The following is a 23042-nucleotide window of genomic DNA, read 5'->3' as shown; positions in this document are numbered from 1 at the left end:
CCCTTCAGTCCGTCGGTGGCTCCAGCGTTAGCCTACGCAGTTCGGCCGCTCCAGCACCGCCAACCCCGCCGAGCAGCAAGGTAAGTCCCGACCAGCTAGGCGGGATCCAGAGTCGGTCCGGATCGCCACCTGAGAACGCCGGCCGGTCACCCAGCCAGACTCGGCCGATGCACTCACCGCCGGACCACGCGGTCACCCGGAGCTGGGTGCCCTCGAACCTCAGCACGTGGCCGGACTCGGAGGCGGGCAGGTCCACATCGAGCCAGGCCTCTTCGCCGGCGTCGAGTGCGAGCGGCAGCTCGACTGTCTGGCCAGGGCTGGCGGAGACCGCGAAGGCGGTCAGCAGCTCGTCGTCCTGGGCGGTGCAGGACCACCCGGTTATTGGAGTCAGCGTCAGCAGTTCGGCGCCGAGACCAGGACGGCTCGCGTCGTGCGGCAGTGTCACGGCGACCTGGCTGGACCCGGCCGGCAGCAGGACCCACGGGTTCTCCGCCGAAACAGTCATCGGGTCCGCGCTGTCGATGCGGACGAACGCGGGTTCGTCCAGCCCTCGCAGCAGCAGCGCCGCGGGGGTGGGGGAGTGCACCAGCCGGGTGTAGGTGACGCGTTCACCACCTCGCGTACTGCTCCAGCCACCGAGCTGACGAACCGGCGCCGGCTGCGTCGCCCAGTGACCGCCGACCGTCCACAACGCCGACACGTCCTGAACCGCGTTGATCTTCCAGACGGTGCCGAGACCACGCAGCGCACCGAGCCTCAGCGCGGGCAGCCGGGTGTCGTCGAAGTTCGCATGCCCCCAGATCTCAACGGCCGCCTCGATCGGCACCGGCCCGCTCACCTCTCGGACGTCGATCCGCCGATTCGCTCCGTACGTCACCAGCGGCGGCCGAACGTCGCCCGCGATCGTGAGGTCGAGGATGTCGGCGGCTCCGGCCACGAGCAGTTCGTCGACGCCGGTCAGATCCGTCGTCGTGCTGTACGTGCCGCGCCCACGAAAGACGCCGAGCGATTCGAGCGACGGTGGCACTTCATCGACACCGGCAACGGCAACCGGAGCCTGCCCCGAGCGACGACGTACGGATGTCACGTCTGTCGCTGCGCTCACCGGCTCCCTCGCAGCCTCGGTCGGGCGCACTGCGACCAGCTCGAGGTCGGCAACAGTCACCCGCTCGCCGACCGGCACCACGACCGTGGTGTCATCAATGACGACGGTCACCGGTACGGCGGACGAGAACTCCAGCACCCCGTCCGTGACACTGACCAGGTCTGCCGAAGCAAGCGTGAGTGTGTGCGCCGCACCGATCGGAAGCCCGACCGGCATCAATGGGCAGGCACCGGCCGCCACCTCCACCTGCACACCGGCCACAGTCGCGTGTCCATCGACCAAACTGAGATTCGGTACGGCGATCACCTGACCACCACCACTGAGCTTCAGGGCGCCGATCACCGAGCTGGTCGGAAAGTCTGTCCGCACCTCAACGGCCGGCTTGGCAACGGCCGGTCGCGGACCCAGTACGTCGATCACCCGGGCCAGGATCTGCGCTTCGGCGTACTCGGGCCGCTCCTGGCCGGTCGGCGAAACATACCCGCCGAAGTCGTACCAGTGCGTCATGAAGTTGCCGGGGTCACCCCAGTTCCCAGCCGACGGCGTGTAGCCGAAGTTCCAGCCCGACGACTGCAGGTACGGCGCGATCAGCGTGGCACCGGAGACCAGCAGCCGGCGCAGAGTCCGGTGCCGCCGGTTCGTCTCGGTCACCAGCAGCGGGAGATCGCGCTCAGCGAGCAGATCCCGATACCGCCGTACCTCAGCCTCGATATGCGGGGAATCGTCGTCGGGGTAGAAGTTGCACGCCGGTACGACGCCTGCCACCGCACCGGTGGCGCCGAAGAGATCGCCCTGTCCCGCGCAAGCGATCAGCGGCACCGTGATGCCGTGCCCGAGCGCCAGGTCCCGCAGGGCGGTCAGGTAACCCGGGCGGTCCGTGCAGTCAAAGAAGTCGAGCTCGTTCTCCAGCTGAACCATGATGACCGGGCCGCCGACCGAGTGCTGCCGGGCGGCCAGGATCGGCAGCACCTGGTCGAACCAGGCCGCCACCTGCTGGAGGAAGCGCGGTTCGTTCTGCCGAACCTGCAGCTCGGGGTCGAGCCCTAGCCAGGCCGGCAGCGCGCCGCCGTCCCACTCCGAACAGATGTACGGTCCGGGCCGCGCGATCACCTTCAGGTCGGCTGCTGCGGCCAGATCGAGGAACGCCGCGACATCGCGACGGCCTTCGAAGTCCCAGCGCCCGGGAGCGAGCTCGTGGAAGTTCCACGGCAGGTAGACGTCCACACAGGTGTAGCCGGACGCACGGACCTGGTCGAGCCGGGCGCGCCACTGCTCCCGCGGCAGGCGGAAGTAGAACAGCGACGCACACAGCACGACCTGCGACCGGCCGTCGATCTCGATGCCCTGGGCATCCAACCGGATGGTGCTCACTTGACCCCCGCGCTACCGCCGCTGATGTCCATCTCGTACAGGTACTTCTGCCCGAGGTAGTAGACCAGGATCATCGGCAGCGTGAGCAGGATCGACCCGACCATCACCAGGTTCCAGGGTGGCGCCTGCAGGGCTTGCGACGTACTGGTGATGTACTGCACGCCGAGGGCGAGCGGCATCTTGGACTCGTCGTTGAGGTAGATCAGCGGGCCCATGAAATCACCCCAGGTAGCGGTCAGGGTGAAGATGCCGATCGCGATCAGCACCGGGGCGAGCATCGGCAGCATGATCCGCCGGTAGATACCGAAGAAACCGAGCCCGTCCACCATCGCCGCCTCGTCGATCTCGCTCGGCAGCCGGGACACGAACTGCCGGACCAGGAAGACGTTGAAGGCGTTCGAGAAGAAGTTCGGCACGATCAGCGGCAGGAACGTGTTCACCCAGCCGAGCTCCTTGAACAGGATGAACTGCGGGATCATCGTGATCTGGGCCGGGATCATCATCGTCGCGATGACGATCAGGAACAGGCCGTTCTTGCCGGGCGCTCGCAACCGCGCGAACCCATACCCGACCAGGCCGCTCGACAGCACCTGCCCGGCCACCGCACCGACCGAGATGATCACCGAGTTCAGCAGGAACCGCTGCATCGGCAACTCGGTGCTGAACACCCGCGTGAAGTTCTCCCAGTGGAACTCGCGCGGAATGATCGTGAAGGTGTTGGCGTTCACCGTCTGATCACTGGACAACGCGATCGACACAACCAGCACCAGCGGCACACAGAGCACCGCCGACACGATGATCAGCGTGGCATAGCTGAACGGGGTGGCGCGGAACGCACGGACCGACATCTACCGGACCTCCGTCTCGTAGAACACCCACCGCCGTGCGCTCCGGAACGCGATCAGGGTGAAGACCATGATCACGGCGAAGAGCAGCCACGACAGCGCGGACGCGTAGCCCAGGTGGTAGAAGGAAAAGGCCTGGTCGAACAGCAGTGGAACCATGGTCTGGCTGGCGTTGTTCGGCCCACCCTTGGTCAGGATGTAGACCTGGGAGAACACCTGGAAGGCGCCGATCAGCCCCATGATCAGGTTGAAGAAGATGATCGGTGTCAGCTGCGGAACCGTGATACTCCAGAACTGCCGGAGCGAGCTGGCGCCGTCCACCTCGGCCGCCTCGTACAGCTCGCGTGGGATGCCCTTCATTGCTGCCAGCAACAATACGGTCGCGCCGCCGGCGCCCCAGACCGACAGCAGGATCAGCGCCGGTTTGACCCACGCCGCCTCCAGCAGCCAGGACGGGCCGGGGATACCGACTACGCCGAGCAGGTCGTTCAGTGGGCCGGATGGCGCGAGCACCATCTTGAAGATCATCGCGGTCGCGACCAGCGGCACCAGCGTCGGCAGGTAGATCAGCGTCCGGAACAGCTTGCGCAGCCCGACCCCCTTGTTCAGCAGGTTCGCCAGCCACAACCCGAGGACCAGACCGAGTGGCACCGAGATCGCGGCGTAGTAGAACGTGTTCCACAACGCCTTCCAGAAGATCGGATCGTCGGTGAGCAGGCGCCGGTAGTTGTCCAGCCCCACCCACTTCGGCGGGGTGAAAGAATCCCAGTCGGTCAGCGAGAAGTAGATCGAGGCAACCATCGGCCCGAGCAGGAACACCACGAAGCCGATGATCCACGGCGACGCGAACAGGTAGAACCAGAGCGCCTCCCGGCGCCGCAGCCTCGACATCAGGCCGGCTTGACGACCGACTCGAGCTTCGCCTGGATCGCGGTCAGCGCGCTCCGGGCGTCGGTCTTGCCCAGCCAGAAGTCCGCGAGCCCGTCGTCGAAGGTCTTCTGCATCTCGTTCCAGGCCGGGATGAACGGCGCCCGGTAGATGAACTCGCTGGACTCGCCGAACACCTTCATGTTCACCGGCTTGGTCATCCAGGCCGGCTTCAGGAACGCGTCGCTCTTCTGCACCTCGACGGCGGCCGGCACGTCCTCGCCGGTGGCGATGATCTGCTGCTGGGCCGGCGGTGAGGTCAGGAACTCGATCGCTTTGAACGCAGCGTCCGGGTTCTTGACGGTCCGGGAGATCGCCAGGCCGCTGCCGAATGCGGTCACTGCCTGCTGCTTGCCCCGCCACAGCGGTGCGATGTCCCATTCGATCGTGGCCTTCGAGAGACCGTTGATCGCCCAGAAGCCGGTCGTGTTGACGGCGGCCTTGCCGCTGGCGAAGGCCGCATCGCCACCGACATCGGCACCCATGTCGGCGTACTGCTTCTGCGTCGGTACGACGCCGTGCTTCGTGACCAGGTCGCCGGCCCACTGCAGGGCCTCGATCACCTCGTCGGTGGCGACTGCGGGCTTACCCGCGTCGTCGATGATCTTGCCGCCGTTCTGGTACACGAGGCTCCACCATTGCGCCCACCAGCCGGCTCCGGTGTAGCCCCACTGCTTACCAGGCACAGTGAGCTCCTTGAACGCGCTGAGGGCGTCGTCCCAGGTCCAGTCGGCGGTCGGTGCCTTGATGCCCTTGGCCTCGAACAGCTTCTTGTTGTAGTACAAGATCATCGCGCCGGAGCGGTCGGGGATCGCGTACACCTTGTCCTGGTAGCTGTAGATCTTGCCGATCGAGCCGAACCGCTGGGTGAGGTCGAGGTTCGCCTTCTTCGCCAGGTCGTCCAGTGGCAGCAGTTGGCTCTTGCTGGACAGGACATTGACGTTCTCGGCCACCTGCATGATGTCCGGGCCCTTACCGCCCGCGATCATCGTCTGCACCTTCTGGGCGTAACCCTCGCTGGGGATCAGCTGCAGTTTCACCTTCAGCTCGGGGTACTTGGCGACCAGCAGATCGATCCGCTTCTGGTATGTCGCCTTGTCGTTCTCGCCGCCCCAGACAGTCATCACGAGTTCGGCGGGCTCGTTGCCACCCGACGGCTTGTCGCTGTCTGCACCGCAGGCGGTCAGCGTGATCATGCCCGCGGAGATGCCCAGACCGAGGAAGCCTCGGCGCGAGAGACCCCCGTTCGACGTCGATGTCATCGCCGTGCCTCCTTCTGCTCAGGGGTTGAGGTGGGGGTTAAGCTAACCGTCAGAAAAACCCTTGGGAAGACCTCGGACGGGATCCGGGCGAATCGTGACCTGATTCCTGTTAGCGTGAACAAAGCTCACTACGCCAAGGAGTTTCATGCCAATCGATTCCGTCCCGGGCCGGCTGCGATGGACCAGCGGCGACGTCGAGCTCGAGCTGCTGATCGACGAGGCGGCGCCGGTCAAGGTCTGCTCGTTGCGCCCCACCGGCGTGCAGCCGCCGACCGAGGACCTTGCGGTCAACCTGGTCGAGCTGAACCTGTCCGGTCACGGGCGGATCCATGAGCCACCCGGCACGCGGCACCGCACCTACGCGGCAGCCGACGGCCTCCGGCTGGTTGAGGTCAGCGAGCAGGCGGATGCTTCGGGCAACGAAGTGCTGCTGGTTCGGCAGGCCTCCGCGGACCTCGAGACAGTGAGCCGGATCGAGAGCTGGGCCGGTACGTCGGTGCTGCGCGCAACGACCGAGGTGATCAATCGTGGCGTCGGCGAGCTCACCTTGACCTACCTCTCGTCCCTCGCGCTGGCGGGCTTCGGTGGTGGACTGAGGACCGGTACGCGGATCCACCAAGCGCGGAACTCGTGGTGCGCGGAGTTGCGCTGGCAGGTGCTGAGTCCGGAGCAGGCCGGTCTGGTGAGCATCCTGGGTTCGGGGATCTCGAAGGACCGGTTCGCCGCTACCAGCCTCGGCAGCTGGTCGAGCGCCGAGCTGCTGCCGATGGGTGCCGTCGAGAATGTCTCCGACGAGCTGACGTGGACCTGGCAAATCGAACACCAGGGTGCATGGCATTGGGAGCTCGGCGGGCTCAAAGAGGATCTGTACCTACAGGTGTCCGGGCCTACGGACGGTGAGCACCAGTGGCGGCAACGCCTGGCGCCGGGGGAGTCGTTCACCACGGTCCCGGTCGCCGTGGCGGTAACCCGGGGTGGTCTCGACGACGGGTTGCGCGCGCTCACGTCGTACCGGCGGTTGATGCGTCGGCAGCAGGCGGACCACAGCAACCTGCCGGTGATCTTCAACGACTACATGAACTGTCTGTGGGGCGATCCGTCCGCAGCCAAGCTCACTCCGCTGATCAAGGCCGCGGCCGAGGTCGGCGCGGAGTACTTCGTGATCGACGCCGGCTGGTACGCCGACGACTCGGGCTGGTGGGACACGGTCGGGGCCTGGGAACCGTCGCAGGTCCGCTTCCCCGACGGCCTCGGCAAGACGATCCAGGAGATCCACGACGCCGGCCTGGTGCCAGGCCTGTGGCTGGAGCCCGAGGTGGTCGGCGTGCGGAGTGAGATCGCCGAACAGTTGCCGCCGGACGCGTTCTTCTGGCGGGACGGACGCCGGATCGCCGAGACCGGCCGCTACCACCTCGACTTCCGCTCAGCGGCCGTCCGCGAGCGGATGGACACCGTGGTCGACGGACTGATCGAGCAGTTCGGCATCGGCTACTTCAAGCTCGACTACAACATCAACCTGCCCGGCACTGACGCTCTCGGTGAGGCTCCCGGCGCTGGACTGCTCGGCCACAACCGCGCCTACCTCTCCTGGCTCGACGACGTACTGGATCGCCATCCCGCCCTCGTCCTGGAGAGCTGTGCCTCCGGAGGCATGCGAGCCGACTACGCGATGCTCGCGCGGATGACGCTGCACTCCACCAGCGACCAGGTCGATCTCCTCGCTTACGCCCCGATCGCCGCTGCCGCACCGAGTGCAGTCACGCCCGAGCAGGGCGCGGTGTGGGCGTACCCGCGGCCCGTGCACACGCCGGAAGAAGCATCGTTCGCCTTGGTGAACGCGCTGCTGGGCCGGATTCACCTCTCCGGTCGACCTGACGAGATGAACACCGAGCAGCTCACCCGAGTCGCCGCCGCAGTCTCGACGTACAAGGAGCACCGCTCGCTCATCGCGCGCGCCGAGCCGCATTGGCCGCTCGGCCTTCCCGGCTGGTACGACGAACAGCTCGCGCTGGCGCTTGTTGCCGACGACACCGCCCTGCTGGCGGTCTGGCACCGTGGCGACGGTCCGACGACTGTCGACGTACCGCTGCCAGGTGCTTGGCGAGCCGCCGACGTCCTGTTCCCGGCCGATCTGCCGACCACTCTCGACCTGGCGGGCAGCCGGCTCGGTGTGAGTCTGCCCGCAGGTCCCGCCGCGCGGCTCATCCGGTTGCAGCGCTGACCGGTCGAGGACTTGACCAATACCACTGTGAGCGCAAACATGTGAGCGCTAACAGTCGTGTGGGGCTCGGGAAGGTAAAAAGTTGTGAACAAGAGGTTTGTGGCTACGCTGAGTGGCGCTCTGCTGGTGCTCGGGCTTGCGGCCTGTGGGGGCGAGGGCGCGGGCGGAAGTACCGACACCACGAGTCAGAAGCCCGGGGACCTGACCATCGGGGTCGCGATGCCGACCCAGACGTCGGAGCGCTGGATCGCGGACGGCAAGGCGGTCAAGGAGAAGCTCGAGGCCAAGGGCTACAAGGTCGATCTGCAGTACGCGAACGACGACATCCCGACCCAGTCCCAGCAGGTCGACCAGATGATCACGCAGGGTGCCGACGTCCTGGTGATCGCGGCCGTCGACGGCACCGCGCTGAGTGGGCAGCTGCAGGCGGCGGCGGACAAGAAGATCCCGGTGATCTCCTACGACCGGTTGATCCGCGGCAGCCAGAACGTCGACTTCTACGTCAGCTTCGACAACTACAAGGTCGGCGTGGCGCAGGGCAAGTCGCTGCTGCGCGGGCTCGGGCTGGAGAACGCCGACGGCTCGAAGGGCGCCAAGACCGGCCCGTTCAACGTCGAGCTCTTCGCCGGATCGCTGGACGACAACAACACCAGCTTCTTCTTCCGGGGCGCGATGGACGCCCTCAAGCCCTACCTCGACAGCGGCGCGCTGGTCGTGAAGTCGAAGCAGACCAAGGTCGAGCAGATCGCGACCCTGCGCTGGCAGTCCGAGACCGCGCAGAAGCGGATGGAGGACCTGCTGACCTCGACGTACAACGACGGGAGCAAGGTCGGCGGCGTCCTCTCGCCGTACGACGGCATCTCCCGCGGCATCATCACCGCACTGCAGAACGCCGGCTACGGTACGGCGGCCAACCCGCTGCCCGCGGTCACCGGTCAGGACGCGGAGATCGCGTCGGTCAAGCTGATCAACGACGGCATCCAGAGCTCGACGATCTTCAAGGACACCCGCGAGCTGGCCGCGCAGGCCGTGGCTGCGTCCGAGGCGTTCCTGCAGAAGAAGACGCCCGAGGCCAACGACACCAAGTCCTACGACAACGGCGTCAAGGTGGTCCCGGCGTACCTGCTGCCGATCCAGGCCGTCTTCAAGGAGGACGTGACGAAGGCGCTGGTCGACTCCGGCTACTACACGGCCGAGCAGGTGGCCGCCGGTAAGACCAAGTGACCGACGTACTGCTCGAGATGCGGGGAATCACCAAGAGATTCCCCGGCGTCACCGCGCTGCAGGATGTCTCGCTGGCCGTCCGGCAGGGCGAGATCCACGCGATCTGTGGCGAGAACGGGGCCGGCAAGTCGACCCTGATGAAGGTGCTGTCCGGCGTCTATCCGAGCGGGAGTTACGACGGCGAGATCCGGTTCGACGGTGAGCCGGTGCACTTCGGCGGGATCCGCGACAGTGAGGCCGCCGGGATCGGCATCATCCATCAGGAGCTGGCCCTGGTGCCCTACCTGTCGATCGCGGAGAACATCTTCCTGGCCAACGAACGGCGTGGCCGGAGCGGGCTGATCGACTGGAACCGGACCAACGCCGACGCCGCTGAGCTGCTGGCGTCGGTCGGGCTGGACGAGAATCCGGTCACGCCGGTGATCCAGCTCGGCGTCGGCAAGCAGCAGCTGGTCGAGATCGCCAAGGCGCTCTCGAAGGATGTCCGGTTGCTGATCCTCGACGAGCCGACCGCCGCGCTGAACGACGTGGACTCGGCGCACCTGCTCGACCTGCTCCGCCGGCTGCGCGACCGTGGCATCGCCTGCATCATGATCTCGCACAAGCTGAGCGAGATCACCGCGATCGCGGACTCCACCACGGTGATCCGGGACGGCCGCACGGTGGAGACGCTCTCCATGGCTTCCGGAGAGGTGACCCAGGAACGGATCATCCGCGGCATGGTCGGGCGCGACCTGGAGAGCTTCTACCCCGAGCGCGACTCCGCGCCCGGGGACGAGGTGCTCCGGATCGAGGACTGGACGGTGTGGCACCCGGTTCAGCAGCGCAAGGTGGTCGACGGTGCCGCTCTGAACGTGCGGGCCGGTGAGGTGGTCGGGATCGCCGGCCTGATGGGTGCCGGGCGGACCGAGCTGGCGATGAGTGTCTTCGGCCGGTCGTACGGCCGCAACATCAGCGGCCGGCTGTTCATGCACGGCCAGGAGGTCCGGGCGCGTTCCGTGGCCGAGGCGATCGGCAACGGCATCGCCTATGCCACCGAGGACCGCAAACGCTACGGTCTGAACCTGATCGCCGACGTCCGCACCAACGTCTCGGCCGCGGGGCTGGACAAGCTCGCGCGGGCGGGCTGGGTCGACGGGCACGAGGAGATCAAGGTCGCCGAGGCCGGCCGCCGGGACCTGAACATCAAGACCCGCACCGTGCTCGATGTCGTCGGCACGTTGTCCGGCGGCAACCAGCAGAAGGTCGTGCTGTCGAAATGGCTCTTCACCGATCCCGACGTACTGATCCTCGACGAGCCGACGCGCGGGATCGACGTCGGCGCCAAGTTCGAGATCTACACGATCATCAACCGGCTCGTCGCCCAGGGGAAGGCGGTCATCGTCATCTCCTCGGAGCTGCCCGAGCTGCTCGGGACGTGTGACCGGATCTACACGCTGTCGGCCGGCCGGATCACCGGTGAACTGCCGGTCGCCCAGGCGACCCAGGAAGAGCTGATGGCGCTCATGACGATGGAGAAGGAGCTCGCAGGATGACCAGGACCGAACCGGAGCCCGCGGTGGCCGAGAGTGCCCCGGCCGCGGCGCTGCACGCCGGTACCAGTGATCCGCGCACGCTGATCCTGCGCAACCTGCGGCAGAGCGGTATCTACATCGCCTTCGTCGCGATCGTGGTGCTGTTCGCCGTGCTGACCGACGGTGTGCTGCTCAGCCCGGGCAACATCACCAACATCGTGCTGCAGTACTCCTACATCCTCGTGCTCGCGATCGGCATGGTGATCCTGATCATCGCCGGTCACATCGACCTGTCGGTCGGTTCGATTGTCGCGTTGACGGGGGCGGTCTCCGCCGTACTGGTCATCCAGCAGGGACAGCCGTGGGCGATCGGGGCGGTGGCCGCGGTGGCGGTCGGCGTCGCGGTCGGTGCCTGGCATGGCTTCTGGGTGGCGTACGTCGGCATGCCCGCCTTCATCGTGACCTTGGCAGGCATGCTGCTGTTCCGGGGGCTGACCCTGCAGGTGCTGGACAACGTCTCGTTGTCACCGTTCCCGCCCGAGTACCAGAAGGTGGCCGGCGGCTTCCTGAACGGCCTGCTCGGCGGCCAGGGGTACGACGCGTTCACCTTGCTGATCGCGGCAATCGCCGTTGCCGGCTACGCGGTCAGCGTCTTCCGGACCCGGCTGGCCCGGATCCGGTACGAGCAGCCGGTGGAGTCGTTCCCACTGTTCGTCGCCCGGGTGCTGGTGGTCGCGGCAGTCGTCCTGTACTTCGCCTGGCAGCTCGCCCACGCCCGCGGCCTGCCGATCGTCCTGATCATCCTTGCCGTGCTCGTGATCGCCTACGGACTGATGACGAGGAACAGCGTCTTCGGCCGTCAGGTCTATGCGATCGGCGGCAACCTGTCGGCCGCAATGCTGTCCGGAGTGAAGGTCCGCAAGGTCAACTTCTGGATCTTCGTCAACATGGGCTTCCTGGCCGGCGTCGCCGGTGTCATCTACTCGTCCCGCTCGAACGGCGCGCAGCCCGCGGCCGGCAACATGTTCGAGCTTGACGCCATCGCAGCTGCCTTCATCGGCGGCGCCGCAGTAGCAGGCGGCGTCGGCACCGTAGTCGGCGCGGTGGTCGGCGGTCTGATCATGGCCGTGATGAGCAACGGCATGCAGCTGATGGGTGTCGAGCAGTCGACGCAGTCCATCGTGAAGGGCCTGGTGCTGCTGCTGGCCGTTGCCTTCGACATCTACAACAAGCGCCGGGCGGGAACGACCCGGTGACCGTCCTGGGGCCGGCCGCACCACGAAGGCGTCCGTACGTCGCGCCGTTGCCGCTCAGCGCGGCACGGCTCGACCCGGCATCGCTGCTGGGCAACTGGCAGAAGCTGAACGCGGCCGCCACCATTCCACATTGCCTGGCGAACATCCGGCGTACCGGTGTGATCGAGAACTTCAGCCGGCTCACCGAGGACACTCCGCAGGGCAAGTTCGTGGGATTCTGGTTCGCGGACTCGGACCTCTACAAGACCCTTGAGGCGATCGGCTGGGAGATGGGCCGCAGCGGCACCGACCAGTGGACAGGGATGCTGTCCGAGGTGGCAGATCTCCTCGAGAGCGTGCAGGAATCCGACGGCTACCTCAACTCCTACGTGCAGGGGAGCCCGGACCAGGAACGCTTCGGCCGGCTGGAACACAGCCACGAGCTGTACTGCGCCGGGCACCTCATGCAGGCTGCGGTCGCTCTGCATCGGGGTGGTGGTGACACGCGCATCCTTGCGATCGCGCGGCGAGTGGCCGACCTGATCGTCACCGTGCCGCTCATCGACGGGCATCCCGAGGTGGAGACCGCGCTCGTCGAGCTCTACCGCGAAACGGGCGAGGAGTCCTATCTGCGCGCGGCCGAGCTGCAGGTCGAGCGGCGTGGGCATCGGACGCTGACCGGTGGCTTCGGTCCGCAGTACTTCCAGGACCACTTGCCGGTGCGCGAGGCAACCGAAGCCATCGGGCACTCGGTGCGGCAGCTGTACCTGGCCGCGGGAGTCACTGACCTCTACCTCGAGAACGGGGACGAGTCGCTGCTGAAGGCGATGGAACAACTGTGGGACAGCGCCTTCGGCAGCAAGCTGTACATCACCGGCGGACACGGATCCCGGCACCGGGACGAGGCCTACGGCGATCCCTACGAACTGCCGCCGGACCGCGCGTACGCCGAGACCTGCGCGTCGATCGCTGCCCTGCAATGGTGTTGGCGGATGCTCCTCGCGACCGGCCAGGCCCGGTACGCCGAGGAGATGGAGCGTGCCCTCTTCAATGCCATCGCCGCTTCGATGACGACGGACGGCACCGCCTTCTTCTACTCCAACCCGCTGCAGCTCCGCACCGGCCACGACGGCTCCAGCGAGGACGCGCCCAGTGAGCGACTGCCGTGGTACGACTGCGCTTGCTGTCCGCCGAACCTGGCCCGCCTGCTCGCTTCGCTGCACGGCTATTCGGCGACCGCGGACGCAGCTGGGCTTCAGCTGCACCTGCTCACCGCGGGCACGTTCAGCACGGACACTTTGACCGCCGTCGTCGAGACCAGCTATCCCTGGGACGGCGACCTCGTGGTGACCGTCAGCGGGCACGGCGAGCTGGCGATTCGCGTGCCCAGCTGGGCGACTGAGGCCAGTCTCGCGGTGACCGGTGCGAAGGTACTCGTCGAGCCGGCCCCAGGTGCGTACGTGCGCGTGGCTTGCGATGACGGCGCGACGGTGCGGCTCAGCCTGCCGATGACCGCACGACTGACCCGCGCCGACGAGCGGGTCGATGCCGTCCGTGGCTGTGTGGCGATCGAGCGCGGACCACTCGTGTACTGCGTCGAGCAGGCCGATCTGCCCGACGGCGTACTCGTCGAGCAGCTACGCATCGACCCGTCGGTACCGATCTCCGAAGAACGCACACCCGGCGACCTGACTCCCGTCAGGCTCCGCCTCGGAGCCGTCACCAGATCGCTCGAGGCGGAGTTGTACCAGGCCTACCAGCCGGACGCTCAGGCCGGTACGGCGATCACGGTCACCGCGATTCCGTACCACGCCTGGGCCAATCGTGGCCCCGGTGCCATGCGCGTCTGGCTGCCCCTCAGCTAGCCGTTGTTGGCGCGACCGACGTACACGTTGCGGGCGCGGTAGTAGGTGTCACCGGAAGGGCCGGATGACCCTGACGCGCCTTCCATCTGCAGGTTGATGATGAGGTTCATCGGTTTGCCGACGAAGTTGCTCCCGCGGTGCCGGCCGACCCACTTGCCGTCGAGGTAGTAGTGGATCTCGACGTCGGTCGCGCTGATCTTGTTGATCCACGCGCGGTAGCCGTGCCAGCCGCCGGGGTTCGACACCGGCACGATGGTGTTCTCCCACCCACCGTCGTAGGTGTTGAACCAGTTCCGGGCGTCACCCTTGAACTCGAGGATGTCGCTCTCCGGCGGCCAGCTGTTGACCCCGGTCAGCCAGAACGCCGGCCAGGTACCGCGACCGGAGGGCGCCTGGAACTCACCCTTGACCTCCCACTGCGGGTAGCGGTCGTTGACCACCACCTGGAGCTTCGAGTGGATCGCGCCGGCGTGGTAGTGGATCGGCAGGTAGGGGTCCTTACTGCTCTTGCCCTCGTCCCAGTTGATCCGCGATCCCTTGAGGACCAGCACTCCGCCGGACTCGAGGTAGACGTGGTTGTGGTCGGTCCGGCTGGCGTACATCCGGGCGGTGCCGTTGTGGTCGGAACCCCACGGGTAGAGGTAGTTCCAGCTCGACTCGAGGGCTGAGTAGCTGGCGAAGCTGTTGGCCGGAAGGGCTGTTTCCCAAGCCAGTTCTTTGGCTTGCGCGGTCACGGGAGCGGCGGCTGCCGCTCCCGCGATCGTTGTGCCGGCGGCGAGCAGGAAGGTGCGTCGGTTGAGGGCCATGGGGCGATGTCTCCTCACTAGGTTGGTGCAGGACAGTCAGAAGCCTCGGGCGAGGCGGTAGTAGGCCTGGCTCCAGCGGAGTTCCTGGGTGAAGCGGCGGGTGGTGGTGTCGGCGTCGATGACTGCGAGTTCGGTGTGCGTCATCTCGGCGAGGTCGGCGAGTTCGTCGATACCGAGCGCCGTACTGAGCACTGTGTGGTGCGGGCCGCCCGCGGTCAGCCAGGCCTCGGCCGACGTGCGCAGGTTCGGGCGCGGCGTCCACACGGCCCGGGCCACCGGGAGCTGGGGGAGTGCGTGGTCGGCGACGACCACGTCGATCTCGTTGGCAACGAGGCGGAAGCGATCGCCCATGTCCGCCATCCCGATCACCACGGCCGGGCCGGGTGCCGCGTCGAAGACCAGGCGGACCGGGTCCTCGCGGCCGCCGATGCCGAGCGGGTGGATCTCGCAGGTCGGGGTGCCGGCGGCGATGGACGGGCAGACCTCCAGCATGTGTGCACCGAGGATCCGCTCCGCGCCCGGGGTCAGGTCGTACGTGTAGTCCTCCATGAACGACGTACCGCCGGGCAGGTCGCCGGCCGCAACCTTCAGCGTGCGCAGCAGGACGGACGTCTTCCAGTCGCCCTCGCCTCCGAAGCCGTAGCCATCGGCCATCAGCCGCTGGACCGCGAGGCCGGGGAGCTGCCGCAGTCCGCCGAGGTCCTCGAAGTTCGTCGTGAACGCGGTGAAACCACCGTCGGTGAGGAAGGCGCGGAGTCCGGCCTCGATCCGGGCGGCGTATCGCAGCGACTCGTGCCGCTCACCGCCAGGACGCAACTCCGGTACGACGTCGAAGTCGTACTCCTTGAGCAGCGTATCGACGGCTGAGTCGGAGATCTCGTCGACGACCGCGACCAGGTCGTTCACTCCGTACGTGTTGACCGAGACCCCGAAGTGCAGCTGGGCCTCGACCTTGTCGCCCTCGGTCACCGCGACATCGCGCATGTTGTCACCGAAGCGAGCGACCCGCATGGTCCGCATGGCCGCGTACCCTGCCGCCGCGCGGGTCCAGACCCCGATCCGGGCGCGGACGGCCGGGTCGGCGACGTGACCGGCCACCGTGGTCCTGGCCACGCCGAGGCGGGTCTGCACGTAGCCGAACTCGCGGTCGCCGTGCGCGGCCTGGTTCAGGTTCATGAAGTCCATGTCGATCGTTGCCCACGGCAACTCGACGTTCGCCTGCGTGTGCAGGTGCAGCAGCGGCGTGCGGAGGGCGTCGAGGCCGGCGATCCACATCTTGGCGGGGGAGAAGGTGTGCATCCACGCGATCACGCCGATACAGGAGTCGCTCGCGTTCGCCTCCAGGCAGACCCGGCGGATCGAGTCCGCGTCGGTGAGCACCTCCTTCCAGACCACTCGGGGAGCGAGGTCCCCGGATGCTTCCAGCTGCTCGGCCAGGCTGCGCGACTGGTCGGCCACCTGGCGCAGGGTTTCCGCGCCGTACAGGCCCTGGCTGCCGGTCAGGAACCAGACTTCGGTCGAGGTCATAGGTGTCTCCGTCATCGTTGGCCGTACACGTTCTGGTACCGGTCGTAGAGCCGGTCGATGTCTTCCGCGGCGATGGGTGTCAGGTCGCCGGCCTGGCGGGCGAGGTGCACGGTGCGGGCGACGTCCTCGCACATCACCGCCGCCTTTACGGCCGCCTTCGCGTCCTTGCCGATCGTGAACACGCCGTGGTTCTGCATCAGAACCGCGGGGGAGCGGTGCCCGGACAGCGTGGCCACGATGCCGCGGCCGATGTCGTCGTTCCCGATCAGGGCGAACGGCCCGACCGGGATCTCGCCGCCGAACTCGTCGGCCATCGCGGTCAGGACGCACGGGATCGCCTCGGCCCGCGCGGCCCAGGCGGTCGCGTACGTCGAGTGCGTGTGCACGACGCCACCGATCTCAGGCATCTCGCGGTACACGTAGGCGTGGGCCGCGGTGTCGCTGGAGGGATCGAAGTCGCCCTCGACCACCTTCCCGTCCAGGTCGCACACCACGATCGCGTCGGGATTGAGGTCGTCGTACGAGATCCCGCTCGGCTTGATGACGAACAGGTCCTCGCCGGGGACCCGGCCAGACACGTTGCCGGCCGTCCAGGCGACCAGGCCGTTGCGGACCAGTTCGTTGTGCAGCGCGCAGACTTCTTCGCGGAGCCGGTTGACGGTCACTTGGCTACCTCGTTCCGGAGAGCGCGGAGCCGGTGCAGTACGCCGCTACCGCCGTGCCGCTCGCCTGCGAAATAGTCGTGCAGGTCGCGGTACTCGGCGTACAAGCGGTCGTAGACATCGGCACGGTCAGAGTCTGGGACGAAGGCGGCCTCGGTGCGGCCGCCCATCGCGGCCGCTGCGCTGGGCACATCCGGATAGGTGCCAGCGGCAACGGCCGCGTGGATCGCGGACCCAAGGGCAGGCCCCTGGGCGGACTTGATCACCGACAACGGGCGCCGCAGCACGTCGGCGTAGATCTGCATCACCAACCGGTTCTTGAGCAGCCCGCCGGCGACGATGAACTCGTTGACCGGTACGCCGGACTTGTCGAAGGCATCGAGGATCGTGCGGGTTCCGAACGCGGTCGCCTCGATGAGTGCGCGGTAGGTGTCTTCCGGCTTGGTTTCGAGCGTCTGGCCGATCACCACGGCGGACAGGTCGTGGTCGACCAGGACGGACCGGTTGCCGTTGTGCCAGTCGAGGGCGATCAGCCCGTGCCGTCCGACCGCCTGCTGCTCGGCGAGCGCGGCGAGATGGTCGTGCACCGTCACACCGCGACGCTCGGCTTCGGCGTGATACTCACGCGGTACGCAGGTGTCCACGAACCAGCCGAAGATGTCGCCCACCGCCGACTGCCCGGCCTCGTAGCCCCACAGACCGTCGACGATGCCGTCCCGGACGACGCCACACATCCCGGGAACCTCGGCGAGCTGCTCGGACGACATCACGTGGCAGGTCGACGTACCCATGATCGCGACCAGCTGGCCGGGTCGTACGGCGTCGGCCGCGGCCGCGGTGACATGGGCGTCCACATTGCCGATCGCAACGGCGATCCCTGCGGGAAGGCCGGTCAGCGCCGCGGCTTCGGTGGTCAGGCGGCCGGCCAGTCCGCCGAGCGGGGACAGGGGATGCTCCAGCTTGGCGGTGAAATCACCGAACGCGGGGTTCAGGGCCTCCAGATACTCCCGGGACGGGTAGCCGTCCTCGGTGTGGATGCCCTTGTAGCCGGCCGTGCACACATTGCGGGTCTCGACACCGGTCAGCTGCCAGACGATCCAGTCGGCCGCCTCGATCCAGCGATCGGCACGCCGGTACGTCTCCGGATCCTCCTCGAGCACCTGCAGCGCTTTGGCGAACTGCCACTCGGACGAGATCCGGCCGCCGTACCGCGAAAGCCAGGGCTCGCCCCGCTGTTCCGCGACGGCGTTGATCCGGTCCGCCTGCGGTTGCGCAGCGTGGTGCTTCCACAACTTGGGCCACGCGTGCGGGCGGAACCACATCCCGCGCACCTCGCACAGCGGCGTGCCGTCGGCGAGCGTCGGCAGCACGGTGCACGCGGTGAAGTCGGTGCCGATACCGATCACCTCGTCCACCGGGATCCCGGCCGCCGCGACCGCCTCCGGGACCGCGTTCCGCAGTACGTCGCGCCAGTTGCTCGGCGCCTGCAACGCCCAGGCGGGCCCGAGGGCGATATCGGACCCGGGCAGCCGGTTCTCGATCACGCCGTGCCGGTACTCGTACACCGCCGTGCCCACTTCGGCGCCGTCCGAGACCCGGACGACCACGGCCCGGCCGGAGAGCGTTCCGAAGTCGACCCCGACGACGTACTGACTGTGAGCGTTAACATTCTCGGTCATTGCGTGCCCTCTGTGGTGATGGCCGGGTGTGGTGCGGCTGACGGTCGGCGGACAACCGCCAGGAGTTAACGCTAACAGTCAGCGCGCTGCAACGTAATAGGCATCCCGAGAACGACGGGCGCGACGGTGATCTTGTCGACGTCGGGCGCGAAGGCTTCGGCGTTGCCGAACACCAGTGATCCGCCGGCCGTCCTCAGCTGCACCGCGATGGTTCGTTCGAGGAAGCTGTCCCAGGCGTAGGTGTACCGGAAGTACGCGTGCGCGGAGGCGCCGCCGGTCTCGGTCACCTCGAGTCGCCGGTCGACTACCTGCGGGTTGTAGGCGTGCGCGCCGCCGAGCTCGGCGTTCGCGTAGCTCACGGTGATGTCATAGGCACCGGGCTTGTCGAACCCGGGTCCGCGCGGGATCTCGAACGTGTTGCCGGCGCCCTTGCCGACGTACCCGAGCGCCTTCAGCCCGGACGCGTTGCTCCCCGACGCCGGCGGATAGGTGTTCACGACTGTCGTGCCGTGCCGTACGGCGTTCTCGGCCTCAATGGTGATCGCCGCACTGTCCGCTGCCGGGACCCGAGTCGTGGTGACCTGCTTCAGCAGGATCCCGGCGGACGAGCTCAGCTCCAACTCGTTGATGCCCTGCGCCAGTCGCACCCGTGCAGTGGACCGCCAGCCGCCGGCGCGCGCCGCGGTGAGCTTGGCGACGGGGCGACCGTTCACCCGGAGGTCGGTGGATGCCGCGGCGGAGGTCCGGTAGTCGAGGGAGATGTCGTAGTACCCGGTCTCCCAGGCGTTGGCGTAGACATCGGCCCGCTGACCGGCACCCCGCACCGAGCCGTAGCCGCGGGCTCCGGTCGTGCCGTACGTGACCTTGGCGCCACCGGCGTACCGCAGGGTGGAAGCGGGATAGACAGTCGGCTCACCGTCGGTGACATCGGTGAGCAGGAACTTGTCCAGGGTGATGTCCGAGTTCGGCAGTACGGCGATGCCGTCAGCGCTCGCGCGTAGTGACAGGGTGTGTTGCCCGGCGGTCAAAGGGATCGTTACCTCGGAGCTGCCGCGGTACTGCCACTTCTGATAGTCCGTCAGGGCCAGATCGGCGGCGTACTGGACGATCGTCGACTGCGTTCCGTCGACGAACAGTGCATGCCGCCCGGGTTTGCCGGGAGTCGCGCCGATCACCTGGAACCGGTACTTACCGGTGCGCGGAACGGTGACGGTCCAGTCCGCTTTGGAGGTCGGCTGGTTGAACGACCCGACATCACGGCCGCCGGAGGCGAGGAACTTCCAGCCGCCACCGGCCTGCGGGTCCTGGGTGTAGACCGTGGCCGCGGTGAGCGCCGTGTTCTCCGCCTCGGTCCGGGCCGACCAGACCGCCCCGGCCGCGAGCGTGCGGTCCTGCTCCGGGGTGACGACGACCTGGTAGGCGGCGTACCGGTCATAGGTCGGTACGTCGAAGGCGACGGCGCCGTTCACCAGGGCGACACCGTCGAGCACCTTGATCACCGGCGGGGTACCGGCCACACCTTCGGTACCGGAGAGCGTGTTCTCGCGGATCTCGACATCGACCTTGCTGCCGAAGACCGCTGGGTCGAGCCCGGTCAGGTTGAGTGACACGGTTTTGCTGCCGCCGCCGTACAGGACGGTGGCGCGCTTGTTCGTGGTGTCGACGGCCCCGATCGCTTGCAGGGTGTCGACCGTGTTGAGCGCGGGTGGGGTCACCTTGACGGTCCGGCTGCCGGCGAGGTCGCCGTACCACTTGTAGAGCCACCAGCCTGCGTTGGCGGAGTTGGTGCGGGCGCTGTTGTCGTTGAAGTTGCCGGCGTAGTTCCAGTACGCCGTCTGCCCGTCGACCTTGAGGTCTTCCATGATCGACAGCCACTGGACGAGCTGACCGGGAGTGCCCATGTCGCGGAGCATCCCGTACTCGGTGATGTTGATCGGGATCGGCCCGATCCCGAGGCTGGACTCCAGCCGGCGGTAGTCGGCGGCGTGCGACCGGAAGGTCCGGAGATTGTCGATGCCGAGCTCGTGCCAGATGAAGACATCGGGCAGCACGTTGTTGGCCTTGGCGTAGCTGAGGATGTCCGCGGACCGGGCCGGCTGCCAGCCGGTGTCGCCAGGGCCACCGATGCGGGCGTGCCCGAGACCGTGCCGCGCGTACACCTCCTGGATCTTCGTGTACGCCGCCTTCCAGTCCGCCAGGAACGTGTTCTTCATCGTCGACCAGTTCGCGTACCAGTTGCCGCCGTCCGGTTCGTTGAACGGGATGAAGACGTAGTCCTTCGGCCGCGCGGACTTGGTCGCGACTGCCTCCGCCACGACCTCGACGATCTCCAGGTAGTTGTCCGGCCGGACACCACCGTGGTACGGCCAGTCGGGGTAGTAGTCCTGGACGTAGATGTACATGTCCTTGCCGTGCTTGGCGAAGAAGCCGTCCTCGACCTTGAGCGCGTCACCGCTCGGATGCTGGGTCCCGTACGGCGCCTTCTGCGAGATGTTCGTGATGGCGGCACCGTTGACGAGTGCTTGGGTCGGCGCACCCTCGTCTCCGAACCCGTACAAGGTGCCGGTCGCGCCGCCCCGGAAGGCTCCGGTCGTCTGCGCGAAGTCGACGCTCAGGACGTCGGTGCTGGGATCCGCGGCGGCGGCCGGGACGGACAGGCCGGCGGCAGTGATGGCTACAGCTGCTGTGGTGGCCATGATCTTGACGAGACTCCTCATTGCGCGCTCCTGTCTCCGACAGCCAGGACGACTGCTTGGTGGGTGTGGGGGAGGGTGATTCGCACAGCGGGTACACCGTCGGCCTCGACACGCTCGATCGTCGCGTCGGTCGCCTTCGGGTAAAGCACTTCGAGCTCGCCTCCGGACGGCAGCGGAACGAGGCAGCTGTCCGAGCCGCCACGTCGCCAGACGGCCAGCAGTGCTTGCTGGTCGTCGCGCAGGCCATGCGCGATCCACTCGTCCTCCCACCGGGGCAGACCCAGCGGCCAGAACGGTACGGCGGTGGCGACGAACGGACGGAAGGTCCGATAGGTGTCGATCGCCTCGGTGACGAGGGTGCGCTGGTCGTCGGTCATCTTGTCCAGATGCCCTGATAGATGCAGGCGGCCGAGTAGTCCGGCTGTCATCGTGAACGCGATGAGCTCATCGGAGAACGTGGGCTGAGGGTAGACCCAACTGGCGGCCTGCTCCGGTGTGATCGCGGCGGCGGCCGCGGCAGCGATGGGTGGGTAGTACAGCGGATCCTGCTGGTCGCTGGTGGACTGCAGTTGCAGATGCGACAGCATGGCGTAGTCCACCCGCATGCCACCTGACGAACAGTTCTCGAGAGTCAGATGTGGGTAGCGGTCGAGGATGCCGTCGATCCATTGCAGGAACGCCCGGTTGTGGCCAAGCAGACCGGCGCCCGCCGAGATCGCGTCGTGGTCGGTGCCGGAACCGAAGTTGATGTTGTGGTCGAGTTTCAGGTAGCCGACGCCCAGACCGCCGACGAGCCGGTCGATGACCTGGTCGAGGTGTTTGCGCGCAAGTGGGTTCCGCAGGTCGAGTTGGTAGCGACCATGCTCCACGACCCGGCGGCCGTGCCGCTGGAAGAAGGCCTCGTCCGGCAGGCTCTCGGCGATCGGGCTGCGGACCCCGACCATCTCCGGCTCCAGCCACAGCCCGGAAACCATGCCACGGTCGCGGATGTGATCCAGTACTTCGGACAGCCCGCCAGGGAAGCGATTCGGCGCGGGCTCCCACGCTCCGACGCTGTCCCACCAGCCTTGGGCATCGTCGTCGTACCAGCCCGCGTCGATGCAGAACGTCTCGGCGCCGACCGCGGCCGCGGCGTCGATCAGCGGCAACAGCTTGGCCGTGGTGGGGTCGCCCATCAGCGTGTTCATGTAGTCGTTGAAGACGACCGGGAGCCCGGTGTGGTCCGGGTGCGGACGCCGGCCGTGCCGCCGGGCTGTCGTCAACGCGGCGACGATGCCCTCGAATCCGTTGCTGGCAAAGGCTATGGTCACCGGCACGGTGGTGAACTCCTGACCGGGAGCCAGTCGGCAGTACCAATCGTGCTCGGTCTCGGTCGGGCCGAGCAGACTCACATACAGTCCGTCGGCGCGTTCACCGGCCTGCCAGTGCCAGCCTCCGTTGTGCTCCAGCTGCCACCCGACGGCCAGGCCGCTCACTTCGTCGGTGACCACGCCGAGCGGCAGGGTTCCGTCGGTCGACCAGGCCCCGAGCGCCGTCCGGGCGAAGGTGCCGCGTGGATCGATCTTGTGCGCCTCCCAGTTGAGGTCCGGCAGGACCTCGCGGGTGGCCGCCGAGGTCCAGCGGTTCTCAGCGAGCCAGTCGTTGTCGGCCCACCACACTCGCAGGGATTCGAAGGGTGCGCCTGCCAGCGTCCCACCCCAGACTGCGGAGGTGACCCACGTCAGGTCGACGTCTTCGGTGCCGCTGTTGAGTAGCCGGGTGCGGATCCGCAGAGCGCCGGAGTCGGGCACCGCGGACAGCGTTGTGGTGACACTGAGGCCGCTGCTTTCGTCGAGGCTGGTGACGACGAGCTCGGCTCCATCGGCTTGCAGGGTGTGGTGTTGATAGGCGAGGCGGTTGCCGGCGAGTGAGTCGACGTACCGGCGGGCCGACCACGATCGGCCGGAACCGACCACGCCGAGCTCGACCAGCGGTAGGGGAGTGGCGGGGTGAACCACGTCCTGCCCGTCGAGGTGGACGCGGCTGAGCCGCGGGGTGCCGTCCGCGAGAGACAGAACCAGGGTGAACGTGCCGAGGGACCAGACGATCTCGTCGTGGGACATA

15 protein-coding genes are annotated in these 23042 nt (G+C 67.3%); 5 read left to right on the top strand and 10 right to left on the bottom strand.

From position 1 onward, the window contains the following. Positions 1 to 4: 4 nt before the first annotated feature. From ACFCV3_RS12385 to ACFCV3_RS12370, 4 genes are read right to left on the bottom strand one after another with little or no spacing between them, the layout of a single operon-like run. Positions 5 to 2476: a beta-galactosidase gene (locus tag ACFCV3_RS12385; protein WP_376029355.1), complete on the bottom strand. Its 2472-nt coding sequence runs from the start codon at positions 2474 to 2476 to the stop codon at positions 5 to 7. Next, positions 2473 to 3324: a carbohydrate ABC transporter permease gene (locus ACFCV3_RS12380; protein ID WP_376029353.1), complete on the bottom strand. Its 852-nt coding sequence runs from the start codon at positions 3322 to 3324 to the stop codon at positions 2473 to 2475. Before ACFCV3_RS12380 ends, ACFCV3_RS12385 begins: the two co-directional genes overlap by 4 nt. After that, a complete protein-coding gene (locus ACFCV3_RS12375) occupies positions 3325 to 4212 on the bottom strand; it encodes a carbohydrate ABC transporter permease (protein WP_376029351.1) in 888 nt (295 codons plus the stop codon). It abuts the gene before it with no gap. Continuing rightward, positions 4212 to 5510 (bottom strand): ABC transporter substrate-binding protein, encoded by a 1299-nt coding sequence (locus ACFCV3_RS12370; protein ID WP_376029348.1) that lies wholly within the window; start codon positions 5508 to 5510, stop codon positions 4212 to 4214. Before ACFCV3_RS12370 ends, ACFCV3_RS12375 begins: the two co-directional genes overlap by 1 nt. A 145-nt stretch (positions 5511 to 5655) precedes the next feature. On the opposite strand from ACFCV3_RS12370, the gene ACFCV3_RS12365 reads away from it, so the two are divergent. The 5 genes from ACFCV3_RS12365 to ACFCV3_RS12345 all read left to right on the top strand — a co-directional run bounded on the left by ACFCV3_RS12365 (position 5656) and on the right by ACFCV3_RS12345 (position 13569). Next, a complete protein-coding gene (locus tag ACFCV3_RS12365; RefSeq protein ID WP_376029345.1) occupies positions 5656 to 7731 on the top strand; it encodes a glycoside hydrolase family 36 protein in 2076 nt (691 codons plus the stop codon). A 99-nt stretch (positions 7732 to 7830) separates the two neighbouring features. Next, the gene (gene chvE, locus ACFCV3_RS12360) at positions 7831 to 8955 is read left to right on the top strand and encodes a multiple monosaccharide ABC transporter substrate-binding protein (protein ID WP_376029342.1); all 1125 of its coding nucleotides are present in this window, start codon (positions 7831 to 7833) and stop codon (positions 8953 to 8955) included. Beyond that, on the top strand, positions 8952 to 10490 hold the full coding sequence (gene mmsA, locus ACFCV3_RS12355) for a multiple monosaccharide ABC transporter ATP-binding protein (RefSeq protein ID WP_376029340.1): 1539 nt from the start codon (positions 8952 to 8954) through the stop codon (positions 10488 to 10490). The genes chvE and mmsA overlap by 4 nt, the downstream gene beginning before the upstream one ends. After that, complete coding sequence (gene mmsB / locus ACFCV3_RS12350; RefSeq protein ID WP_376029337.1) at positions 10487 to 11725, top strand: multiple monosaccharide ABC transporter permease; 1239 nt, start codon at positions 10487 to 10489, stop codon at positions 11723 to 11725. The genes mmsA and mmsB overlap by 4 nt, the downstream gene beginning before the upstream one ends. Next, positions 11722 to 13569 carry a glycoside hydrolase family 127 protein gene (locus ACFCV3_RS12345; protein WP_376029336.1) on the top strand — a complete coding sequence of 616 codons (1848 nt, stop codon included), beginning with the start codon at positions 11722 to 11724 and terminating at the stop codon, positions 13567 to 13569. Before mmsB ends, ACFCV3_RS12345 begins: the two co-directional genes overlap by 4 nt. Here ACFCV3_RS12345 and ACFCV3_RS12340 read toward each other — a convergent pair. The 6 genes from ACFCV3_RS12340 to ACFCV3_RS12315 form a co-directional block, all read right to left on the bottom strand. After that, positions 13566 to 14375, bottom strand: a complete 810-nt coding sequence (locus ACFCV3_RS12340; protein ID WP_376029333.1) for a hypothetical protein — start codon at positions 14373 to 14375, stop codon at positions 13566 to 13568. The genes ACFCV3_RS12345 and ACFCV3_RS12340 overlap by 4 nt on opposite strands. Positions 14376 to 14411: 36 nt before the next feature. Continuing rightward, on the bottom strand, positions 14412 to 15917 hold the full coding sequence (araA, locus tag ACFCV3_RS12335; RefSeq protein ID WP_376029331.1) for an L-arabinose isomerase: 1506 nt from the start codon (positions 15915 to 15917) through the stop codon (positions 14412 to 14414). Then, positions 15914 to 16567 (bottom strand): L-ribulose-5-phosphate 4-epimerase, encoded by a 654-nt coding sequence (locus ACFCV3_RS12330; protein ID WP_376029329.1) that lies wholly within the window; start codon positions 16565 to 16567, stop codon positions 15914 to 15916. The genes araA and ACFCV3_RS12330 overlap by 4 nt, the downstream gene beginning before the upstream one ends. Then, positions 16564 to 18243, bottom strand: coding sequence for a ribulokinase (gene araB / locus ACFCV3_RS12325; protein WP_376029327.1), 1680 nt, complete (start codon positions 18241 to 18243; stop codon positions 16564 to 16566). Before araB ends, ACFCV3_RS12330 begins: the two co-directional genes overlap by 4 nt. A gap of 71 nt (positions 18244 to 18314) precedes the next feature. Continuing rightward, a complete protein-coding gene (locus ACFCV3_RS12320; RefSeq protein WP_376029325.1) occupies positions 18315 to 20960 on the bottom strand; it encodes a CBM35 domain-containing protein in 2646 nt (881 codons plus the stop codon). Next, positions 20957 to 23041 carry a glycoside hydrolase family 36 protein gene (locus ACFCV3_RS12315; protein WP_376029322.1) on the bottom strand — a complete coding sequence of 695 codons (2085 nt, stop codon included), beginning with the start codon at positions 23039 to 23041 and terminating at the stop codon, positions 20957 to 20959. The genes ACFCV3_RS12320 and ACFCV3_RS12315 overlap by 4 nt, the downstream gene beginning before the upstream one ends. Between the last annotated feature and the right edge of the window lies 1 nt (position 23042).

Origin of the sequence: Kribbella sp. NPDC056345 (genome assembly GCF_042262745.1) — a bacterium.
In the GTDB taxonomy this organism is placed as follows: domain Bacteria; phylum Actinomycetota; class Actinomycetes; order Propionibacteriales; family Kribbellaceae; genus Kribbella.
Note: the sequence above shows the minus strand (reverse complement) of the source record. Positions and strands in the feature narration are given on the sequence as shown.